Origin of the sequence: Allobosea sp. NPDC003192 (genome assembly GCF_050275675.1) — a bacterium.
In the GTDB taxonomy this organism is placed as follows: Bacteria; Pseudomonadota; Alphaproteobacteria; order Rhizobiales; family Beijerinckiaceae; genus Allobosea.
In genome coordinates this window covers 121,742-141,543 of sequence record NZ_JBNNPK010000015.1, presented here as the reverse complement: position 1 = coordinate 141,543, position 19,802 = coordinate 121,742, and the positions used below count along the sequence as shown (strand labels likewise).

At 67.8% G+C, this 19,802-nt stretch carries 16 protein-coding genes; 7 read left to right on the top strand and 9 right to left on the bottom strand.

Annotated features, from left to right (window positions below; all coding sequences use genetic code 11):
- Nucleotides 1-18: 18 nt before the first annotated feature.
- The 4 genes from ACQKLX_RS20105 to ACQKLX_RS20090 form a co-directional block, all read right to left on the bottom strand.
- The gene (locus ACQKLX_RS20105) at nt 19-1,542 is read right to left on the bottom strand and encodes an ABC-F family ATP-binding cassette domain-containing protein (protein ID WP_427363329.1); all 1,524 of its coding nucleotides are present in this window, start codon (nt 1,540-1,542) and stop codon (nt 19-21) included.
- Nucleotides 1,543-1,872: 330 nt separating this feature from the next.
- Entirely contained in the window at nt 1,873-2,436 is a 564-nt protein-coding gene (locus ACQKLX_RS20100; RefSeq protein ID WP_427363328.1) for a hypothetical protein, read from the bottom strand.
- Between the two features lie 78 nt (nt 2,437-2,514).
- Nucleotides 2,515-4,308 carry an ABC transporter ATP-binding protein/permease gene (locus tag ACQKLX_RS20095; RefSeq protein ID WP_427363327.1) on the bottom strand — a complete coding sequence of 598 codons (1,794 nt, stop codon included), beginning with the start codon at nt 4,306-4,308 and terminating at the stop codon, nt 2,515-2,517.
- Between the two features lie 326 nt (nt 4,309-4,634).
- Nucleotides 4,635-5,111, bottom strand: coding sequence for an SRPBCC family protein (locus ACQKLX_RS20090; RefSeq protein ID WP_427363326.1), 477 nt, complete (start codon nt 5,109-5,111; stop codon nt 4,635-4,637).
- 109 nt (nt 5,112-5,220) lie between these two features.
- Between ACQKLX_RS20090 and ACQKLX_RS20085 the strand changes: the two genes are divergently transcribed.
- Nucleotides 5,221-5,739, top strand: a complete 519-nt coding sequence (locus tag ACQKLX_RS20085; protein ID WP_427363325.1) for a winged helix-turn-helix transcriptional regulator — start codon at nt 5,221-5,223, stop codon at nt 5,737-5,739.
- Between the two features lies 1 nt (nt 5,740).
- Here the strand turns inward: ACQKLX_RS20085 and ACQKLX_RS20080 are convergent, their stop codons facing one another.
- The 3 genes from ACQKLX_RS20080 to ACQKLX_RS20070 form a co-directional block, all read right to left on the bottom strand.
- A complete protein-coding gene (locus ACQKLX_RS20080) occupies nt 5,741-6,415 on the bottom strand; it encodes a glutathione S-transferase family protein (protein WP_427363324.1) in 675 nt (224 codons plus the stop codon).
- Nucleotides 6,416-6,480: 65 nt separating this feature from the next.
- The gene (locus tag ACQKLX_RS20075) at nt 6,481-6,954 is read right to left on the bottom strand and encodes an SRPBCC family protein (RefSeq protein WP_427363323.1); all 474 of its coding nucleotides are present in this window, start codon (nt 6,952-6,954) and stop codon (nt 6,481-6,483) included.
- Complete coding sequence (locus tag ACQKLX_RS20070) at nt 6,951-7,301, bottom strand: ArsR/SmtB family transcription factor (protein WP_427363322.1); 351 nt, start codon at nt 7,299-7,301, stop codon at nt 6,951-6,953. Before ACQKLX_RS20070 ends, ACQKLX_RS20075 begins: the two co-directional genes overlap by 4 nt.
- A 190-nt stretch (nt 7,302-7,491) precedes the next feature.
- Here ACQKLX_RS20070 and ACQKLX_RS20065 point away from each other — a divergent pair, with 190 nt between their 5' ends.
- Nucleotides 7,492-8,535, top strand: coding sequence for a GMP reductase (locus ACQKLX_RS20065; RefSeq protein ID WP_427363321.1), 1,044 nt, complete (start codon nt 7,492-7,494; stop codon nt 8,533-8,535).
- Entirely contained in the window at nt 8,532-9,761 is a 1,230-nt protein-coding gene (locus ACQKLX_RS20060) for a TIGR03862 family flavoprotein (RefSeq protein WP_427363320.1), read from the top strand. Before ACQKLX_RS20065 ends, ACQKLX_RS20060 begins: the two co-directional genes overlap by 4 nt.
- 93 nt (nt 9,762-9,854) lie before the next feature.
- On the opposite strand, the gene mutS is transcribed toward ACQKLX_RS20060, so the two are convergent.
- Nucleotides 9,855-12,581, bottom strand: a complete 2,727-nt coding sequence (gene mutS, locus ACQKLX_RS20055; RefSeq protein WP_427363319.1) for a DNA mismatch repair protein MutS — start codon at nt 12,579-12,581, stop codon at nt 9,855-9,857.
- Nucleotides 12,582-12,683: 102 nt separating this feature from the next.
- Between mutS and ACQKLX_RS20050 the strand changes: the two genes are divergently transcribed.
- A complete protein-coding gene (locus ACQKLX_RS20050) occupies nt 12,684-14,519 on the top strand; it encodes a methyl-accepting chemotaxis protein (RefSeq protein ID WP_427363318.1) in 1,836 nt (611 codons plus the stop codon).
- Nucleotides 14,520-14,651: 132 nt separating this feature from the next.
- Nucleotides 14,652-16,940 (top strand): NADP-dependent malic enzyme, encoded by a 2,289-nt coding sequence (locus ACQKLX_RS20045; protein ID WP_427363317.1) that lies wholly within the window; start codon nt 14,652-14,654, stop codon nt 16,938-16,940.
- Nucleotides 16,941-17,112: 172 nt separating this feature from the next.
- Here the strand turns inward: ACQKLX_RS20045 and ACQKLX_RS20040 are convergent, their stop codons facing one another.
- A complete protein-coding gene (locus ACQKLX_RS20040) occupies nt 17,113-18,321 on the bottom strand; it encodes a penicillin-binding protein activator (RefSeq protein WP_427363316.1) in 1,209 nt (402 codons plus the stop codon).
- 172 nt (nt 18,322-18,493) lie between these two features.
- Here ACQKLX_RS20040 and rsmI point away from each other — a divergent pair, with 172 nt between their 5' ends.
- Both rsmI and ACQKLX_RS20030 read left to right on the top strand, forming a co-directional pair.
- Entirely contained in the window at nt 18,494-19,414 is a 921-nt protein-coding gene (gene rsmI, locus ACQKLX_RS20035; protein ID WP_427363315.1) for a 16S rRNA (cytidine(1402)-2'-O)-methyltransferase, read from the top strand.
- On the top strand, nt 19,411-19,791 hold the full coding sequence (locus tag ACQKLX_RS20030; protein ID WP_427363314.1) for a YraN family protein: 381 nt from the start codon (nt 19,411-19,413) through the stop codon (nt 19,789-19,791). The genes rsmI and ACQKLX_RS20030 overlap by 4 nt, the downstream gene beginning before the upstream one ends.
- Nucleotides 19,792-19,802 lie beyond the last annotated feature (11 nt).

Genomic DNA, 19,802 nt, shown 5'->3' with positions numbered 1-19,802 from the left:
TCGGCGTGATGGAGACGACTAGCCCTGCGCCTCCAGCACCTCCTCGAAGAAGACTTCGGGATCGTCGACCTCGACCAGTCGCCGCTTGTCGATACGCCAGAAGCGGTTGCCGACGGCCCGAACGAAGCTGCGATCATGCGAGACGAGGAGGCAGCTGGTCTCGCCGGCAGTGAGCTCGGTCTCCAGCGCCTCCTGCCCCTCGATGTCGAGATGGTTGGTCGGCTCGTCCAGCAAGTAGAAGTTCGGCCGGGCCAGGCGCAGCGCCAGCATGGCGAGCCGCGCCCGCTGTCCGCCCGAGAGCGCGCCGATCGGCCCGATCTGGCGATCGATGACGATACCGGCGCCGGCGAGCAGGCCGCGGGCCGGCTGGTCGCCAACATCGAAGCGCCGGCTGATCAGCCCATGCGGAGTCTCGGCATCGGGCAATTCGGCGAGACTCTGGCTGGCATAGCCCAGCACCAGCGAGGGCGTCGGCTTGATGCCGGGCTGCTCGTCACCTGCAATCGCCTTGTGGAGCATGCCGACGAAGCGCGACTTGCCGGCGCCGTTCAGACCGAGCAGCACGATGCGGTCGCCGGGGCCGATCCAGCGCTTGCCGCTCCTGAACAGAAGCCGCCCGTCTGGCGTCTCGACCGCGACGTCGTCGAGCTCGACCAGCGCCCGCACATGCGTCGCGCTGCCAGCGAGCCTGATCGCGCCGGCCGAGCGCTCGCGATGGGCCGGACGCGCTGAAGCTTCGAGTTCGTCGGCCCGGCGCTTGAGCTGCTTGGTCTTGCTCAGCAGGAGGTCGCTGCCGGAGTTGATGCCGAGATTGTTCAGCTTCGCCGCCTGCCGCCGCATCTGCTGGACGGCCTTGAGGTCGCGCTCATGCTGGCGAGCCATCGCGGCATCGCTCTCATCCAGTGCCGCGCGAGCCTGGGAGTAAGGCAGCGCGAACAGGCGCGAGCGCTCCTGCCGCAGGAACAGCGTCCGATTGGTCGTCGCATCGAGGAAGGCACGGTCGTGGCTCGACAGGATCACGGCCATGTCGCGCGGCAGAGCGGCGAGCCAGCTCTCCAGCAGGCCGATGCGGGCGAGATCGAGATGATTGGTCGGCTCGTCGAGCAGCAACAGATCCGGCTCGGCGATGCCTGCGCGCGCGAGCAGGACGAGCCTCTGCCAGCCGCCGCTCAACTGTCCGAGCGGGCGCCGGCGCGATTCCATCGGCACAGCGAGCCCGTCGAGCGCGACGCCGACGCGCCAATGCTCGCTCTCGCGCTGCTCGGCCGGCAGCTGGCCGAGCAGAAGCTGGTCGACCGGTTGGCCCAGCAAGTGCGGCGGGGCGTCCTGCTCGACATGGCCGATGCGCAGGCCGCGCGAGCGCGTGATCTCGCCGATGGACGGCTCGAAAGAGCCGGCTAGGCAGCGCAGCAAGGTCGACTTGCCACGGCCATTGGCGGCGACGAGGCCGAGGCGGTCGCCGGCCATCAGGGAGAAGGAGAGGTCGGAAAAGAGGGGCGCGCCCAGCGTGACGCCGAGATTGCGCGAGGTGATCAAGGTCATGGTCGGTCTCGGAACTGCCCGAGCCGCGCGCCGTCATTCGGCCGGGGTCCCTAACCCCGGACCACCACGAATGCGGAACGCCTGGCTCGATGAGGGGATGGGCGTGGCTGACCGAGCTCCGGGCTCGAAGACGCTACGCCCTCACAAAGGGCAGACCTGGAAGAGACCTAGAAAGGATCGCCTGTGCGGTCAGCCCTGCAAGCCGGCTTGCAGGGCCTGAACGGGGCCGCGCTGACGATGGTGACGAAAGAACGTGATCACGCAGCCCTCCCTGGTTCGTATGGATCGACGGGACGGAATTAACGCCGTTCAGCGCTTCAGGCAATCGCCTCAGGCGGTCTTGCGGAAGACCCGGAGCGTCTTGAACTCGCCGATTTCCTCGACCTGACGCGATTTGGCCCAATCCGCGATGATCGGCTTGGCACTCTCATAGGCGAAGGAGCCGGTGTAGAACAGGATATAGCCGCCGGCATCGGTCTGGTCGGTGAAGAGCTGCATCACTTCGAGATCGGTCAGCGCGCCATAGACGTCGTTCTTCTCGCTGCGGAACTCGCAGGAATGAAAGAGCGTGACGATGTCGAAGCGCGGCAGCAGGCGGGCATTGCTGGTGTAGATGTCGCCGAAATAGGCGCTGTAGGTCTTGGTGATCGTCGGATTGTCGATCGCGAGCTTGACGAAGGCCTCGTATTCCTTGGGCGAGGCGGTGATCCCCAGCACCGTGCTGTTCAGCTCCGGCTCGGCGCAGCGGATGCCGACATAGTGATGGCCGCCGGTACCGAAATGGTAGATGCGCTTCTCGGTCAGCCCTTGCTCTTCCAGCCATTCGACGAAGTGCACGTCGCAGGGACACTGCTCGACGCGCAGGCCCCAATAGACGTCCCAGATGTTCAACATGCTGTCGGCTCCGTGTTCGGAAAGGACCGGAAGATTGCCCGGCACTGGATGGAAAAGGTCCTGAACTGCGCCTGAACGTCAGCCTGCGCCGGTTTCGGCGAGCGCAGCAGGGCGCACCATGTCGGATGCGGCGATGCGGGCGACACCGCCGGCCCGGCGCATGGTGAGGTGATGGTCGGCGGCTTCGGTGAAACCCGGGCTCTGGCCAATCAGCAGCATCACCGCTTGCGGCCGCGCGGTTCGCAGCCGCGACAGGAGATCGAGCGCCGCCTCGGTTTCGAGGCCGCTGGTGGCTTCGTCGAGCACGAGGATATCGGGCGCCGCCAGCTCGGTCCGGGCCAGAGCGAGGCGCTGGCGGTCGCCGGTGGTCAGCGCCTTGTCCCAGTCGCGCGAGAGATCGATTTGCGGCACCAAGCCGGAGAGGCCGTAATGTCGGAGCACGGCAGCAGCCTCCTCGTCGCTATGGCCGCCGATCGGGTCGAGCGCGGCGCGCAGGCTGCCTTCCGAGAGATGCAGATGCTGCGGCAGCACGGCGATGCGCGCGCCATCCGGCAGGACCACCGCGCCGCGTCCCCATGGCCAGAGGCCCGCCACCGCCTGGATCAGAGCGGCCTTGCCATGGCCGAGCTCGCCGGCGACATGCAGCGTCGCGCCCGCGGGCAGGGACGTGGAGAAATCGGCGAGCAAGGTGCGGCCGTCGCGATCGGTCAGGGTGAGATCGTCCAGCCGCAGGCCGCCATCGTCGCTGGTCAGGACGGCGATGTCGCTCTCGGCCGCGCCGGCCTCGATCGCATGAAGCGCGACGGCGAGCTCGTTGACGCGCCTTGCCGAGGCCAGCCATTCGGCAATGCGCATGAAGTTGTCGAGCACCCAGTTGAAGGCGTTCTGCACGGCGACGAAGGCGGCGGCGACCTGGACGACGTCGCCGAGCGACATTTCGCCGGAGAGGTATTTCGGCGCCGCCAGCAGCAGCGGTACGACCGGGACGAGGGCGCCACTGCCATTGGTGATCCAGGTCAAACGACCACGCTGGCGGATCATCGCCAGCCAGCGTGTCACCAGCGTGTCATAGGTCGCGGCGACGGCGCGGCGCTCGCCGGTTTCGGCGCGCGAGAGCGCGATCGTCTCGCCATGGTCGCGGATGCGCATCAGCGAGAAGCGCAGGCGCGCCTCGCCCTCGTTGCGGGCGGCGATCAGGCGCGGCAACGGCCGGCCGACCCAGGTGATCAGGCTGGAGACCAGCACCGCGTAGACGATCGCGGCCAGCACCATATAGGCGGGAATCTCGAAGGCGACGCCCCGGATCTCGACGCTGAGGGAGCCGCCGATCGACCAGAGGATGCCGATGAAGGTGATCGCGGTGATCACTGCCGAGAGCAGGCCGATGGCGAAGTCGACCACCGGCTCGGTCGCCCAGCGGACATCGTCAGCGATGCGGTATTCCGGATTGGCGGGCTCGTAGCCGGAGAGGCCGAGCCGGTAGAAGCGGCGCTCGCCGATCCAGCCATCGGCCAGCTTGGCCGTGACCCATGCGCGCCAATGGACCTGGAAGGTCTCGCGCGAGACCAGGATGATGACGCCGAGGCCGGCTGCGATCAGCACCAGCACCGGGAAGACCGCCATGGCGATCAGCGCGCTCTCGCCGTCCTTCTTCTCGAGCGCGTCGAAGAACCAGCCGTTCCAGCGGTTGACGGTGACATTGGCGAAGACGGAGAGGATGATCGCGCTCGCCAGCGCGACCGACCAGAACCAGGCCCGGCCGGCAGTGCCGCCGCGCCAGAAGCCGCCGGTGAGACGGGCGAAGCTCTTGGTGACCTGCCAATCGGATGGCGGGCCGGCAGGCACGGTGTTCGGATCGACGGCCTTCAGCACAGTCGAGAGATCCCCCCGGATCGCGGCATCGGAGGCAGCAGCCGCCGGGTTTTCCCGGTTCGGATGCCGCCAGCATGCCGGTTAGCCGGCCGGGGATGAACTGCGGCTGAATGGAACGATCGGAATGGGGTGCGCGGGGCCCCCTCCCCCTTGCGGGGAGGGGCAGGGGTGGGGCGCAAAGTCCAAGCGAATTCGTAGGGAACTGGGATCGACCCACTTCTACAAGCCGCCGCTCGCCCAGTCGTTCGCCCCCCATTCCCGTACCCTTCCCCGCAAGGGGGAAGGGAGGAGCCCGTCGGCGGATTGCCAGGCTATGTCCTGTTCCTTCACGCCGCCGCGTCAGCGGGCTCGCCGAGCATCTTGGCGAGCGTCTCCAGCAATTCACGTGAGCCTTCCTCGCGATGGATCGGGCCGTCCTTGCCGTCGAGATAGGCGCCCTGCTCGGTGAAGACGAGCCTGGTGCCGGTGCCCTCGGGCACGAACTCCATGGTCAGCAGCGAGCCCGAGAGCGGCGCACCATCGATCGCCATGGCGTAGGCGAGGATGATGCGCTCATTCGGCTGGATCACCTGATAGACGCTGTCATTGGTGATCGGCGGGCCGCCCTGGAAGCGGAAACGGCTGCGCTCGAAGCCGCCGACGCGGAAATCGACATCGAACTGCTCGACCTCCCAGCCCTCGCCCTCGGCGAACCAGCGGCGCTTCTGCGCGGGATCGGCAAAGGCGGCGAAGACGCGGGCGGGTGAGGCGGCATAGCTGCGCTCGATGGTGAAGCTGGCATGGATGACGGGATTGGCGGTCATGATCGTCTCCTTTGGTGCTGGGGTCGATGATCTAACTGATTGCGATTTGCAACTGGTTGCGAGTTAAGCAAACTGATGCGATATTGCAAGCGGTTTTCTGGAGATCAAGATGAATGCGAATCCCCGCTCGGGCTGTCCGATCAATCTGACGCTCGAAGTCGTCGGCGACGCCTGGAGCCTCCTGGTCCTGCGCGACATGATGTTCGGCAATCGCCGGCATTTCCGCGAATTGCTGCTCAACTCGCAGGAGGGCATCTCCTCGAACATCCTGGCCGACCGGCTGAAGACACTGCTGGCGGCGGGCGTCCTGACCAAGGCCGATGACCCCAGCCACAAGCAGAAGGCGATCTACAGCCTGACGGAAAAGGGCATCCAGCTGCTGCCGGTACTGGCGCAATTGTCGAGCTGGGGCCTGCGCTTCCAGCCGGTGACCCCGGACATGGCGGTGCGCGCGCAGATCCTGCAGGATGGCGGGCAGCCCTTGCTCGACGACTTCATGGACGAACTGCGCGAAAGCCATCTCGGGATTCTGCGTCCCCATGACGGGCCGCGCGTCATGGAGCGGCTGCGCGCGGCCTATGAGGAGGTCGTGGCGCGGCAGCCCGCCGAAACCAGAGCCGCCAGCTGAGCTAGCGCGACAGCCCGGCATCGCCCTCTCCGCGCGGGAAGAACTGGAAATAGGGCTCGGCCTCGGCCAGGGCGCGGGCATAGGAGGGACGCGTGCGCAGGCGGTCGAAATAGGCCCAGAGCCGTGGATGGCTGTCGCGGAAGGACAGCGCCCGCTCGCCATAGAACAGCGCCGGTGCGGCCGCGCAGTCGGCCAGGCTGAACGCGTCGCCGAGCGCCCATTGCCGCCCGCCGATCTCCGCCTCCAGAACGTCATAGGCCGACGCAAGCGTCGCCCTGGCCTCGGCGACGCCAACCGGGTCATGGCTGCCCTGCGGGCGCAGCCGGTCGAGCACCACCTTCTGCATGGGAATGGCGACATGGAGATCGAAGAGGCGGTCGAGCCGCCGGACTTCGAGCGCCTCGACCGGATTCTCCGGCAGCAGCGTCATCGGGCCGGGATAGTGCAGAGCGAGATATTCGATGATCAGGCTGGTCTCCGGGATCAGCCTTCCATTGCTGTCGTCGCGCAGCAGCGGGAACTTGCCGATCGGCCAGAGCTTCAGGAAATCGGCGCGCTCGGTGGCATCGCCGAAATTGACGAGCTGCGGCGTAAACAGTGTCTCGTTCTCGTAGAGCGCAACCAGCACCTTCTGGCAGAAGCCCGAAAGCGGGTGGAAATAGAGCGTCAAGGACATGAGTGTGCATTCCTGCTTCTGCAAAGGAGCGGGCTGAAACGGGATTGGTCGACGACGGCTGCGGTTCAGGCTGGCGCCTGCTCCTGCGCGAGATAGTCCGCCAGCCGGTCGAAGCCGATGCGCGAGCCCTGCTCGCGCCAGTCGGGCCGGTCATGGCCGTCGAGGAAGGCGGCCTGCTCGGTGAAGCGAAGCCGGGTGCCGGCGCCGTCGCGATGGAACTCGATCGTCGCCAGCGAGATCGACAGGCGGATACCATCGCGCAGCAGTTCGTAGCTGTAGATGATGCGCTCCTCCGGCACGATCTCGTGGAAGGTCGCGTTCATCGCGTAGACGCCGTTTTCGGCCGGGGCGCCACGCATGGTCTCGCGGCCGCCCTCGCGGAAATCGAGCCTGTGCTCGCCGAGCCCGCCTTCGTCATGGCAGGCCGACCAGCGCCTCTTCGCGATGGGATCGGCGAAAGCAGCGAAGACGCGGGCCGGGCTCGCCTCATAGCGGCGCTCGATGGAGAAATCGGCGTGGACGACGGTCCGTTCGGTCATGCTCCGTCCTCCTTCAAATCCTGGTCCTGTTCGGCGAGGAAGGCGCCGAGCCGGTCGAAGCGCCGCTCCCATAGGGCGCGGCGCTCGCCGATCCAGCGCTCCGCCGCCCGCAGCGCCTGCGTATCGAGCTGGCAGGTGCGGACCCGCCCGATCTTCTGCGTACGCACCAGCCCAGCTCCTTCCAGAACCGCGAGGTGCTGCACCACCGCCGACAGCGTCATCTGCAAGGGCTGGGCGAGCTCGCTGACGTTCGCTGGCCCCTCGCTGAGCCGCTGCACCATCTGCCGGCGGTTCGGGTCCGCCAGCGCCTGGAACATGAGATCGAGCTGGTCAGGTTGGTGAAGCATGAACTTAAGTATCGCGGCGCAAGCGAGCCGTCCAGCATAAACTTTAGAGGATGCTAAAGTTTCTTTCGCCGAGAACTCCGACCGCAGCCGGCGCATTGCTCCCATGGGTTCGAGCGGCTATGAATCCCGGCACGCTCCCTCACGCCGCGTGCGCCTTTTTTGACCTGCGCCAGCCGCCGGAGCTTTGACCATGCGCATCGAGAACGATCCGAAACTCGACTTTCGCGACGTGCTGATCCGACCGAAGCGTTCGACGCTCGGCAGCCGCGCCGAAGTCGACGTCAACCGGAGCTTCCGTTTCGCGCATACCGGCCGCGAATGGACCGGCTTCCCGCTGATCGCGGCGAACATGGACGTAGTCGGCACCATGGCGATGGCACGCGCGCTGCTGAAGCACGGCGCCATGGTCGCCCTGCACAAGCATTACGACGCCGACGAGCTGATCGCCTTCTTCAAGGAGCCGGGCTCGGCCAACGCCTTCTATTCACTCGGCACGACCGATTCCGACCATGACAAGCTCAAGGCGGTGCATGCCAAGGCGCCGATCGACAAGATCTGCCTCGACGTCGCCAATGGCTACACCGAGAAGTTCGTCGACACGGTCAAGGCGACGCGCGAGGCCTTCCCGAATGCGGCGATCATGGCCGGCAACGTCGTCACCGGCGACATGACGGAGGCGCTGATCCTGGCCGGCGCCGATATCGTCAAGGTCGGCATCGGCCCGGGCTCGGTCTGCACCACCCGCAAGATGACCGGCGTCGGCTATCCGCAGCTCTCGGCGATCATCGAGTGTTCGGATGCCGCCCATGGCCTGAAAGGGCTGGTCTGTGGCGATGGCGGTCTGACCGTTCCGGGTGACGTCGCCAAGGCCTATGGCGGCGGCTCCGATTTCGTGATGATGGGCGGCATGCTAGCCGGCCATGACGAATGCGAGGGCGAGATCCGCTACGAGACCCGTGACGGCGAAAAAGTGCCGGTCGCAATGGTGTTCTATGGCATGTCTTCGGACACGGCGATGAAGAAGTATTCCGGCGGCGTCGCCAAATACCGGGCCTCCGAGGGCAAGACCGTCGAGGTGCCCTATCGCGGCCCGGTCGAGGGCACGATGCAGGAGATCATAGGCGGAGTGCGCTCGGCAATGACCTATATCGGCGCGGTCCGGCTCAAGGAGATGCCGAAGCGCACCACCTTCATCATGGTCGGCAGCCAGCTCAACACCGTGTTCGGCAATTGAGCGCACCGGACGTCGCCATCATCGGCGCCGGCCCGGCCGGGCTGATCGCGGCCGAGAGGCTGGCTGAGACCGGCTACAAGGTCGCGCTCTACGAGCGGATGGCCTCACCGGCGCGCAAGTTCCTGCTCGCCGGGCGCGGCGGGCTCAACCTGACGCATTCCGAGCCGCTGGACGTTCTGCTCGGCCGCTATGGCGCAGCGCGAACCTGGCTGGAGCCGGCGATTCAAGCTTTTCCGCCGCAGGCGCTGCGCGACTGGGCCGACGGGCTCGGCGCGGAGAGTTTCGTCGGCTCGAGCGGGCGCGTCTTCCCAAAGGCGATGAAGGCCTCGCCACTGCTGCGCGCCTGGCTGGCGCGGCTCGCCGGGCTCGGCGTCCAGCTGCATGCGGGGCGACTCTGGACGGGTTGGGACGAGAACGGCGCGTTGCGGTTCTCCGTCCGCGGTGGCGGCGAAGAGATCGCAAAGGCCCGCGCGACCCTGCTGGCGCTCGGCGGGGCAAGCTGGCCACGGCTCGGGGCGGACGGCTCCTGGGCCGCGTTGCTCGAACAGAAGGGTATCGCGATCTCCCCCTTGCGTCCGGCCAATGCCGGCTTCACCGTCGCCTGGTCGGCGCTGATGCGGGATAAATTTGCCGGCTTACCCTTGAAGCGGATTGCGCTGAGCTTCGCCGGACAGCGTGTTCCCGGCGAGATCATGATCGATGCCGGGGGTATCGAAGGCGGGGCGGTCTATGCCTTGTCAGGTCCGCTGCGCGACGCGATCGCCCGCGACGGCAAGGCCACCCTGATGATCGACCTGCGGCCGGATCTGAGCGAACCGGAGCTCGCCAACCGGCTGGCCAAGCGTCGTCCTGGCGAGACGCTCAGTAATCACCTGCGCAAGGCGGCCGGGCTTTCGCCGGTTGCCGTGGCAGTGCTGCGCGAGGCAGTAGGCGGTCCGCTGCCGGCCGAGCCTGAAGCGCTCGCCAGCCTGATCAAGGCAGCGCCCTTGCGTCTCAACGGCATGGCCTCGCTCGCTCGCGCCATCTCGACCGCCGGCGGCGTCCGGGCCGAGGAGATCGACCGGGACTTCATGCTGAAGCGCCTGCCGGGCACTTTCATCGCCGGCGAGATGCTCGACTGGGAGGCTCAGACCGGCGGCTATCTGCTGCAAGCCTGCTTCGCGACGGGCGTCGCGGCGGCGGAAGCGATCGGCCGCTTTCTCACCACGCGTCATGCTCGGGCTTGACCCGAGCATCTCAGGCCGGAAGAGGCTCCAGTAACGGCACTGGGCCTGAGATTCTCGGATCTCCGCTTCGCTCCGTCCGAGAATGACGATCAATCAATTCAGCCGCTTGAGCCTGTAGAGCGCCTCCAGCGCCTCGCGCGGCGTCATTTCGTCGGGATCGAGCCCGGCAAGGGTTTCGCGCAATTCATCCGGACCAGCGGCCGCTGCAATGACCGCTGCAGGCTTGCGCATCTGCACGGCGAAGAGCGGGAGATCGTCGACCAGCGCTGCGACCGGCTTCTCGCGCTCGCTCTTCTCCAGCTCGGAGAGGATGGCGCGGGCGCGCTCGACCACCGCCGGCGGCAGGCCGGCGAGCTTGGCGACCTGGATGCCGTAGGAGCGGTCGGCCGCTCCCGGCACGACCTCGTGCAGGAAGACCACTTCGCCGTTCCACTCGGTGACGCGCACGGTCGCGTTGGCGACGCGGTCGAGCCGCTCGGCCAGCGCCGTCAGCTCGTGATAATGCGTCGCGAACAGTGCCCGGCAGCGATTGGCCTCGTGCAGATGCTCGATCGCGGCCCAGGCGATCGAAAGACCGTCGAAGGTTGCGGTGCCTCGCCCGATCTCGTCGAGGATGACCAGCGCCCGCGGCCCGGCCTGGTTGAGGATCGCTGCGGTCTCGACCATCTCGACCATGAAGGTCGAGCGGCCACGGGCAAGATCGTCGGCGGCGCCGACGCGCGAGAACAGCCGGTCGACCACGCCGATATGGGCGCTCGAGGCCGGCACGAAGGAACCCATCTGGGCCAGCACCGCGATCAGCGCGTTCTGGCGCAGGAAGGTCGACTTACCCGCCATGTTCGGGCCGGTGATCAGACAGATGCGGCCATCGCGGCTCTTGCCTGCCGCGGACAGCTCGCTGTCATTGGCGACGAAGGGCTGGCCCTGACGCTTCAGCGCCGCCTCGACCACCGGATGGCGCCCGGCCCTGATGGTGAAGGCGGCACCGTCATCGACCTGCGGCCGGGTCCAGCCGCCATCGATGGCGAGTTCCGCGAGAGCCGCGGCGACGTCGATGACCGCCAGCGCCTGCGCCGCCGCCTTGATCGGCTCGGCCTGCGCGAGAACCGCCTCGGTCAGCGCGACGAAGATCGACAGTTCCAGCTTGAGCGCCCGGTCGGCGGCGGAGGCGATCTTGGCTTCGAGCTCGCCGAGTTCGACCGAGGAGAAGCGCATCGCGTCCGACATGGTCTGGCGATGCACGAAGACGGCGCGCCAGGGTTCCCTCAGGAAGGTCTCGCCGACCGCCTGCGGCACCTCGACGAAATAGCCGAGCATGGAATTGTGCTTGATGCGCAGCGTCCGGCAATCGGTCTCTGCGGCATAGCGTGCCTGCAATTGCGCGATGACCTTGCGCGAGTCGACCTGGAGCAGGCGCAGTTCGTCGAGCGCCGCATCGAAGCCCTCGCGCACGAAGCGGCCGTCGCGCTTCAAGAGCGGCAATTCGTCGGCAAGCGTGGTGGAAAGGCGGATGGCGAGATCGGGATCGGTGCGGCCCAGCGCCAGCGCCGCCTCGCGCAATTCATCCGGCAGGTCGCCCTGGCGCAGCAGCGCCGCTGCGACGCCGCGGGCGGCGTCCAGCCCAGAGCCGAGCGCGGCGAGGTCGCGCGGGCCACCACGATCGAGCGAGAGCCGCGCCAACGCCCGGGCGATGTCGGGCACGCGCGACAGATCGCGCCGCAGCGCCTCGCGCAGCGATGGAACCTCGACCAGCAGCGCGACGGCGTCGTGCCGCCGGCCGATCGCCTCGGGATCGGTGAGCGGCCCGGCGAGGCGCTCGGCGAGCAGGCGGCTGCCGCCCGGCGTCTCCGTCCGGTCGATGGTGGCGAGCAGGCTGCCTGTGCGCTCGCCGGCGAGGGTGCGGGTCAGTTCGAGATTGGCCCGCGTCGCCGCGTCGATCAGCATGGTCGCGCTCATGCCCTCGCGGACGGGCGGCGACAAAGGCGGGCGGGCGCCGAACTGGGTGCGCTCGACATAGGCGAGCGCGGCGGCGGCGGCGGCGATCTCGGCGCGGCTGAAGGCGCCGAAGGCATCGAGCGTGGCGACGCCGAAGAACTCCTTCAGCCGGCGCTCGCCGGAGGCCGGGTCGAGCCCCTCGCGCGCCAGCGGCGTCACGGGCGCGGCGATGTCGCGCCAGAATTCCCTGAGCTCGGGATCGTCATGGATGGCGTCGGGACAGACGATCTCGCGCGGCTCGAGCCGGGCGAGCTCGACGGCGAGGCCTCGCTGGTCGGTCTCCAGCACGGCGAAGCGACCGGTCGAGATGTCGACCGCGGCGATGCCGTAGGCGTAGACCTCGTCCGAGAGCCGGCGCCGGGCCACGGCGACGAGCAGGCTCGCCCGGCCGGGATCGAGCAGGCGCTCCTCGGTGATGGTGCCGGGGGTGACGAGGCGGACGACGTCGCGCTTCACCACCGATTTGGCGCCACGCTTCTTGGCCTCGGCCGGATCCTCGGTCTGCTCGCAGACGGCGACGCGATGGCCGGCGGCGATCAGCTTCTGCAGATAGTCGTCGGCGCGTTCGACCGGGACGCCGCACATGGCAATGTCCTCGCCCAGATGCTTGCCGCGCTTGGTCAGGACGATGCCGAGCGTGCGAGAGGCGATCTCGGCGTCCTTGAAGAACAATTCGTAGAAATCGCCCATCCGGTAGAACAGCAGGCAGTCCGGATTGTTGGCCTTGATCTCGACGTACTGCGCCATCATCGGCGTGACACGGCCGGCATCGGCTGCAGCGGCGGTCTTGGCTTCCGCGATATCGTCTGGCTTTGTGTGGCGCATGGGGCGCGCACGCTAGCAAATCGCGCCGCCAAGGCCATCCGTTAGGACTGCTTTCAACATATTTAAGCAGGGTCGGCAGGCCGCTTCGGCCAAGGGCCCGTCATGTCGCTGTTCATCAATCTGATCGAGAGCCTGTCCTTTCTCCTGCTGGCGGCCCTGATCCTGACCGCGAGCGCCAGCTGGATCGACCGGCGCCCGCTGCTGCGCCAGCTCGCCGTCGGCGTGCTCTTCGCCGCCGGCGCGCTGTGCAGCATGGCCAATCCCTTCGTGATCCAGCCGGGGCTGGTGGTCGATTCGCGCAACACTTTCGCGATCCTGGCGGGCCCGATCGGCGGGCCGATCGCCGCGTTGCTGACTGCCGTCCCGCTGGCGGCGGCACGCTACAATCTCGGCGGCGTCGGCATGCCGACCGGGATTGCGGGGATCGTCCTGCATGCGCTCGCAGGCGTGCTCTATGCCGGCTGGCTCGGCCGGCAGAAGCGCTCGCTGACGCTGCGCGACCTCGTCCGGCTCAGCCTGATCAGCGCCGGCTGCCTGATCGCCTCGAATATTTTCATGCCGAACTGGGCTGCGGCCCAGCGCTTCCTCACCGAAGCCGTGCCGATCATGATCGTGGTCAGCACGCTCGGCACCGTGCTGGTCGGACTCGTCCTCAGCAACGACCGCGAACGGCGCGAGACGTCCTACCGCTACAAGACATTGCTCGATCACGTGCCCGGCACGCTCTATCAGCGGATCGATCGGCCGGACGGTGAGCGCCGCTACCGCTTCGTCAGCTATCGCCTGGGAGAACTGCTCGGCCTGAGCCGGGAGGAGATCGAACGCGATCCCGAGGCGCTGCTGTCGCGGATCCTGCCCGAGGACCGGCAGCGCTGCTCGTCGACGAGCGAGGACGCACAGGTCAACGAGTTCGGGCACCGGCGCACCGAATTGCGCTATGCGGCGGCCGATGGTTCCGTCGTCTGGCTCCGCAGCGAGGCGACCAGGCGCCATCTGCCCGATGGCACCACGATCTGGGACGGAATCCTGCTCGACGTGACCACGGAAAAGACCCTGGCGACCGGGCGGCAGGAGATCGAGACGCTGCGCAAGGCTGCCCTGGAGGAGCTCGCCGTCAATCTCGAAGCCACCGTCGGCAAGGCGTTGCGCCGGGTCGGCGACTCCGCCCGCAGCATGCTCGAGGCTGCGCAAGGCATGGCCGCCAATGCCGACCGCACCACGGCCCGTGCCGGGGAGGCGACGCAGCAGGCCGAGCTCGCCTCGCAGCGCGTCGGCAGCGTCGCCCATGCGGCCGAGCGGATCGACGCCTCGATCCGCGAGCTGACGCGCCAGACCGATCTCGCGGCAGAGACCGCCCGGCAGGCGGCGAAACATGTCCGCTCGACCAGAACCGATGTCGACGGGCTCGCGATCGCTGCCGACAAGGTCGGCGCCGTGCTCGCCTTCATCGAGGACATCGCGGTGCGCACCAATCTGCTGGCGCTCAACGCAACGATCGAGGCTGCGCGCGCCGGTGTCGCCGGACGCGGCTTCTCGGTGGTCGCCGGCGAGGTCAAGAACCTGGCTGAGCAGACCCAGCAGGCGACACAGGACATCGCCGCGACACTGCAGGAGATCCGCGGCGCCGCCGCTGCCGTCGCCGATGCCGTCGGGCAGATCGAAGGCACGATGGGCACGATCGAGACGACCTCGGACACCATCGCGCAGGTCGTCACCGGCCAGGGCGCGATCGCTTCGGGCATCGCCCTTGATGCCCAGGCCGTAGCCGGTTCGGCCGCGACCGTCACCGAGAACGTCGCCGGGGCGGGCGGCGAGGCCCGCGCCACCGGCCAGGCCGCTGCGCGCGTCGTCGAAGCGGCGCGCCTGGTCAGCGAGCAGGCGGTCGAGCTCGACCGCTATGTCGGCGACAGCGTCGCGCGCATGCGCGCCGGCCTCTGAGCGCTCAGAGCAGGCACCAATCCCCGCCGACACGGTAAAACTGCTGTCGCGCAATCGCGCCTTGTCGAGGAAAGCGGGGCTGCCCTATGGTCGTTTCCCCCCGAGGAAACGCCTGTGAAAAAGAACAAGCGCATGAACGACCGCTCTCCGCCGACCAAGCGCACCCGTCCGACCTTCACCGATCAGGAGGCGCTGCTCTTCCACTCGCAGGGGAGACCGGGCAAGCTCGAAGTCGTCCCGACCAAGCCGATGGCGACCCAGCGCGACCTGTCGCTGGCCTATTCGCCGGGCGTGGCCGTGCCGGTGCTGGCAATCGCCGAGGATCCGAGCCGAGCCTACGACTACACCACCCGCTCGAACCTGGTCGCGGTGATCTCGAACGGCACCGCCATCCTCGGCCTCGGCAATCTCGGCGCGCTCGCCTCCAAGCCGGTGATGGAAGGCAAGTCGGTGCTGTTCAAGCGTTTCGCCGACGTCGATTCGATCGACCTCGAGGTCGATACCGAGGATGCCGACAAGTTCATCGACGCCGTGCGCTATCTCGGCCCGTCCTTCGGCGGCATCAATCTCGAAGACATCAAGGCGCCGGAATGCTTCATCATCGAGCAGCGCCTGCGCGAATTGATGGACATCCCGGTCTTCCATGACGACCAGCACGGCACCGCGATCATCGCCGCCGCCGGCCTGGTCAATGCGCTCGACCTGACCGGACGCGACATCCAGTCGACCAAGCTCGTGATCAACGGTGCCGGCGCCGCGGCGATCGCCTGCATCGAACTGCTCAAGGCGATGGGCTTCAAGCCCGACAACGTCATCCTCTGCGACACCAAGGGCGTGATCTACCAGGGCCGCACCGAGGGCATGAACCAGTGGAAATCGGCCCATGCGGCGGTGACCGACCGACGCACCCTGGCCGAAGCGATGAAGGGGGCCGACGCCTTCTTCGGACTGTCGCAGAAGGGCGCGGTGACGCCGGAGATGGTCGCGTCGATGGCGGAGAACCCGATCATCTTCGCCATGGCCAACCCCGATCCGGAGATCACGCCGGAAGAGGTGCATGCCATCCGCGACGACGCGATCATGGCGACCGGGCGTTCGGACTATCCGAACCAGGTCAACAACGTGCTCGGCTTCCCCTTCATCTTCCGCGGCGCGCTCGACGTGCGCGCCACCACGATCAACATGGAGATGAAGATCGCCGCGGCCGAGGCGCTGGCCATGCTGGCGCGCGAGGACGTGCCGGACGAAGTCGCCGCCGCCTATCAGGGGGCGCGCCCGCGCTATGGCAAGGATTACATCATCCCGGTGCCGTTCGATCCGCGATTGATTCATGTCGTGCCGATGGCGGTCGCCAAGGCGGCGATGGACACCGGCGTCGCCGGCAAGCCGATCGTCGACACCGGCGCCTACAAGGCGCAGCTTTCGGCACGGCGCGACCCCGTCACCGGCACGCTCAACCGCATCTTCGAGCGCGTCAGGCGCTATCCCAAGCGTGTCGTCTTCGCCGAGGGCGAGGAGGAACAGGTCATCCGCGCCGCGGCCTCCTTCGTCAATCAGGAACTCGGCAAGGCGATCCTGGTCGGACGCGAGGAGCGCATCAACGAGACCGCCGAGCATCTCGGCGTCGACCTCGCTGCCAAGGGCATCGAGATCCAGAACGCCAGGCTCTCGCATCGCAACAGCGCCTACGCCCAGTATCTCTACGAGCGGCTGCAGCGGCAGGGCTATCTCTTCCGCGACTGCCAGCGCCTGATCAACCAGGATCGCAACCATTTCGCCGCCGCCATGGTGGCGCTCGGCGATGCCGATGCGATGGTCACCGGCGTCACGCGCAACTACTCGATCGCGCTGGAAGAGGTCCGCCGCGTCATCGACGACCGGCCGGGCCACCGGCTCATCGGTGTCTCGATCGCGATCACGCGCGGGCGGACCGTGCTGATCGCCGACACCGCGATCACCGAGATGCCGACGGCGCAGGAGCTGTCGGAGATCGCCGTCGAAGCCGCCGGCGTCGCGCGCCGCCTCGGTTACGAGCCGAAGGTCGCCATGCTCGCCTTCTCGACCTTCGGCCATCCTGCGGGGGAGCGATCGGAAAAGGTGCGCGAGGCCGTGACGATCCTCGACAGCCAGCGCGTCGATTTCGAGTACGATGGCGAGATGTCGGCCGATGTCGCGCTCAATCGCGACCTGATGGCGCAGTACCCGTTCTGCCGCCTGACCGGGACGGCGAACGTCCTGGTGATGCCGGCGTTCCATTCGGCCTCGATCTCGACCAAGATGCTGCAGGAACTCGGCGGCGCGACCGTGATCGGCCCGCTGCTGGTCGGGCTCGACAAGCCGGTGCAGATCGTCCCGCTCGGCGCCAAGGATTCCGACATCGTCAACATGGCGGCTCTGGCGGCGTTCAATATCGGCGGGTGAGGAACCACGCACGTCATGCTCGGGCTTGACCCGAGCATCTCGAGACAAAAAGGCGCCCTTGAAGGGGCGCCTCTTCCCGCACGAGATTCTCGGCTCTTCGCTGAGTTTATCCTTGGTCCGACCAAAGGTCGGACCCGAGGGCTTCGGCCGAGAATGACGCGCCGTCGGCGCGTCAGTTCGTCCGAGGCCCGAGATCGCGCGGGGCGGCGTTGACCGTGACGATCTGGCCATTGCGCAGCTCAAGCACCGCAAGGCCGCGCTCGTTGAGCCCATCCGGACGGAAGCGGAAGACGCCGTCGGCCCCGGCAAAGCCCGAGGCATTGGTCAGGACGCTTTCCGAGAAGCGCTGGCTGCCCTGGGTGCGGGCCAGCGCCGCCGCCAGCGAGACCGCGTCATAGGACAAGGTCGCGGTGCGGGTCGGGGCGCTGTTGAAGCGCTTCTGGTAGCGGCCGGAGAAGGCGTTGAAGCCGGCGGTGTCGGGCGAGGCGAACCAGCCGCCCTGAATCGCCGGAACACGCGCGACATTGGCGTCGTTCCAGACGCCGGTGCCGAGCGGTTTGACCTTGGCCGGATCATAGCCGGCCTGCTGCAGGAGGAGACCGAGCGTCGGCATCGCCGCGGCATCGGCCGGCACGAACAGCGCATCGGCCTGCTGCAGCGCCGGCACGAGACGGGTCGCGGCGGCGCGCATGCTGTTCTGATCGGAGCCGAAGCGCTCGATCACCACGACGCGGGCGCCGCGATTGGCCACCGCTTGCTGGAAGGCGCCTTCGACGACCTTGCCATAGGCGGTCTCGGGCACCAGCGCGGCGAAGGATTTGCGCCCCTGCGCCGAGGCATAGGCGATGACGCGGTTGACGTCGTTCTCCGGCGGGAAGGAGAGCAGATAGACGCCGCGCGAGGCGACGTTGCTGTCACTGGAGAAGGCGATCACCGGCTTGCCGGCGCCGCGGGCGACCTGGCCGACCGCCTGCACCGACGGCGCAAAGAGCGGGCCGATGATCAATTCGGCGCCTTCGCGGAAAGCTTCCTGCGCCGCGGCCTGGGCGCCGTCAGGCGTGCCGCGATCGTCCTTGACCAGCAGCGTCAGGTCGGCGCCGGGGAATTCCGCGAGCGCCATCTCGGCAGCGTTCTTGAGCGAGTTGCCGACGGTCGCGCCGGAACCCTCGGCGGTCAGCGGCAGGATCAGACCGACCTTGACCGAGCCGGTGCCGATGGTAGGCCCGCTCGGCGGCGCGTTACCGCCCTGGGGCGCGGTGGGGCTGTCGAAGCCAGGGAAGCCGCCGGTTCCGCCACTGCAGGCGGCGAGCACGGCACCGACACCGGACAACAGAATGAGACGACGGCTCGGCGGAGTGAGGAGCTTGCTCTGACGCGACACGGATTTCGTCTCCACTCCTCGGCGAGGCACGAGACGAGCCCGCACCGGCTGAATGTCTTGTCCCGAACCGTGGACAAGTCCTGCCAGCGAGCAAGGCTATTTTCAAGTTGTTAACTCTAGGTTGCTGTGCCGGCAGTGGTATCTTCCGGGCCGCTGTGGCAGTTTCGCCGCCATGTCCGGCCCTGTATCCGCCCCGCCCGCCCCTGGTCGCGCCCCAAGCTATGCGGCCTTCGGGCTCCGGGCCGAGGCCGAGCCGCTCGCGCCGGGCCTGCACATCGTCGCAACGCCGATCGGCAACCTCAAGGACATCTCGTTCCGGGCGCTGTCGACGCTGGCGGCGGCCGACGCCGTGCTGGCCGAGGACACCAGGACCTCGAAGACGCTGCTGGCGCATTACGGCATCGCGACGCCGCTCCTGCCCTATCACGAGCACAACGCGGCGCAGATGCGCCCGAAGATCCTCGACAAGCTGCGCCAGGGCGGCAAGCTGGCGCTGATCTCGGATGCCGGCACGCCTTTGGTCTCCGATCCCGGCTACAAGCTCGTCGCCGAAGCGGTCGCGGAAGGTTTGCCGGTCACCGGCATTCCCGGTCCATCGGCCGTGCTGGCGGCTTTGGTGCTGGCTGGATTGCCGACCGACCGCTTCTTCTTCGAGGGCTTTTTGCCTCCGAAGAGCGCAGCCCGAAAGGGGCGCCTCACCGAGCTTGCCGCTATTCCCGGCACGCTCGTCTTCTTCGAATCGCCGCGCCGGCTCGCGGAGATGCTGGCGGACGCCGCCACAGTGCTCGGCGCACGATCCGGCGCGGTCGCGCGTGAACTGACCAAATATTACGAGAATGTCCGGCGCGGCCCGCTGCCGGAACTCGCCGCCCATTATGGCGAGGCCGAGGAGGCACGCGGCGAGATCGTCGTGGTGATCGGCCCGCCCGACGCCTCCGCTGCCGCAGCGCAAGGCGACACGCTCGACGAAGCCCTGCGCGCCGCGCTCACGAAAGTCTCGCTGAAGGAAGCGGTGGCGCAGGTCGCGGCCGCGAGCGGCCAACCGCGCCGGGTCGTCTATGCCCGCGCGCTCGAATTGACGCGCGCGCCATGAGCGAGGCGCTGCGCAGCCGGCGCGCCCGCCATTCAGGTCATTCCGGCCGCCGCGGCGAATGGCTCGCCGTCACCTTCCTCACCCTCAAGGGCTATCGCCTGCTGCAGCGCCGCTTCGGCGGCAAGGGTGGCGAGATCGACCTGATCATGGCCCGTGGCGACGACATCGTCTTCGTCGAGGTCAAGGCGCGCGCCGTGCTCGACGATGCGGCGAGCGCGATCACAGCGGACAAGCGCCGGCTGATGGAGGCGCGTATCCGGCAATGGCTGGCGCGCAATCCATGGGCTATGCAGCGCAACCTGCGGGCCGATGCGGTCTTCCTCGCGCCCTGGCGACTGCCCCGCCATGTTCCCCGCGTGTTCGAGCTCGTGCTCTGACGCAAGGCGCA

What these genes read in the sequence shown, in the direction of transcription:
- ACQKLX_RS20100 (WP_427363328.1), bottom strand. Translation starts at nt 2,436, where the DNA reads ATGTTGAACATCTGGGACGTCTATTGGGGCCTGCGCGTCGAGCAGTGT.
- mutS (WP_427363319.1), bottom strand. Translation starts at nt 12,581, where the DNA reads ATGCGCCACACAAAGCCAGACGATATCGCGGAAGCCAAGACCGCCGCT.
- ACQKLX_RS20065 (WP_427363321.1), top strand. Translation starts at nt 7,492, where the DNA reads ATGCGCATCGAGAACGATCCGAAACTCGACTTTCGCGACGTGCTGATC.
- ACQKLX_RS20030 (WP_427363314.1), top strand. Translation starts at nt 19,411, where the DNA reads ATGAGCGAGGCGCTGCGCAGCCGGCGCGCCCGCCATTCAGGTCATTCC.
- ACQKLX_RS20075 (WP_427363323.1), bottom strand. Translation starts at nt 6,954, where the DNA reads ATGACCGAACGGACCGTCGTCCACGCCGATTTCTCCATCGAGCGCCGC.
- ACQKLX_RS20085 (WP_427363325.1), top strand. Translation starts at nt 5,221, where the DNA reads ATGAATGCGAATCCCCGCTCGGGCTGTCCGATCAATCTGACGCTCGAA.
- rsmI (WP_427363315.1), top strand. Translation starts at nt 18,494, where the DNA reads ATGTCCGGCCCTGTATCCGCCCCGCCCGCCCCTGGTCGCGCCCCAAGC.
- ACQKLX_RS20045 (WP_427363317.1), top strand. Translation starts at nt 14,652, where the DNA reads ATGAACGACCGCTCTCCGCCGACCAAGCGCACCCGTCCGACCTTCACC.
- ACQKLX_RS20090 (WP_427363326.1), bottom strand. Translation starts at nt 5,111, where the DNA reads ATGACCGCCAATCCCGTCATCCATGCCAGCTTCACCATCGAGCGCAGC.
- ACQKLX_RS20080 (WP_427363324.1), bottom strand. Translation starts at nt 6,415, where the DNA reads ATGTCCTTGACGCTCTATTTCCACCCGCTTTCGGGCTTCTGCCAGAAG.
- ACQKLX_RS20070 (WP_427363322.1), bottom strand. Translation starts at nt 7,301, where the DNA reads ATGCTTCACCAACCTGACCAGCTCGATCTCATGTTCCAGGCGCTGGCG.
- ACQKLX_RS20050 (WP_427363318.1), top strand. Translation starts at nt 12,684, where the DNA reads ATGTCGCTGTTCATCAATCTGATCGAGAGCCTGTCCTTTCTCCTGCTG.
- ACQKLX_RS20105 (WP_427363329.1), bottom strand. Translation starts at nt 1,542, where the DNA reads ATGACCTTGATCACCTCGCGCAATCTCGGCGTCACGCTGGGCGCGCCC.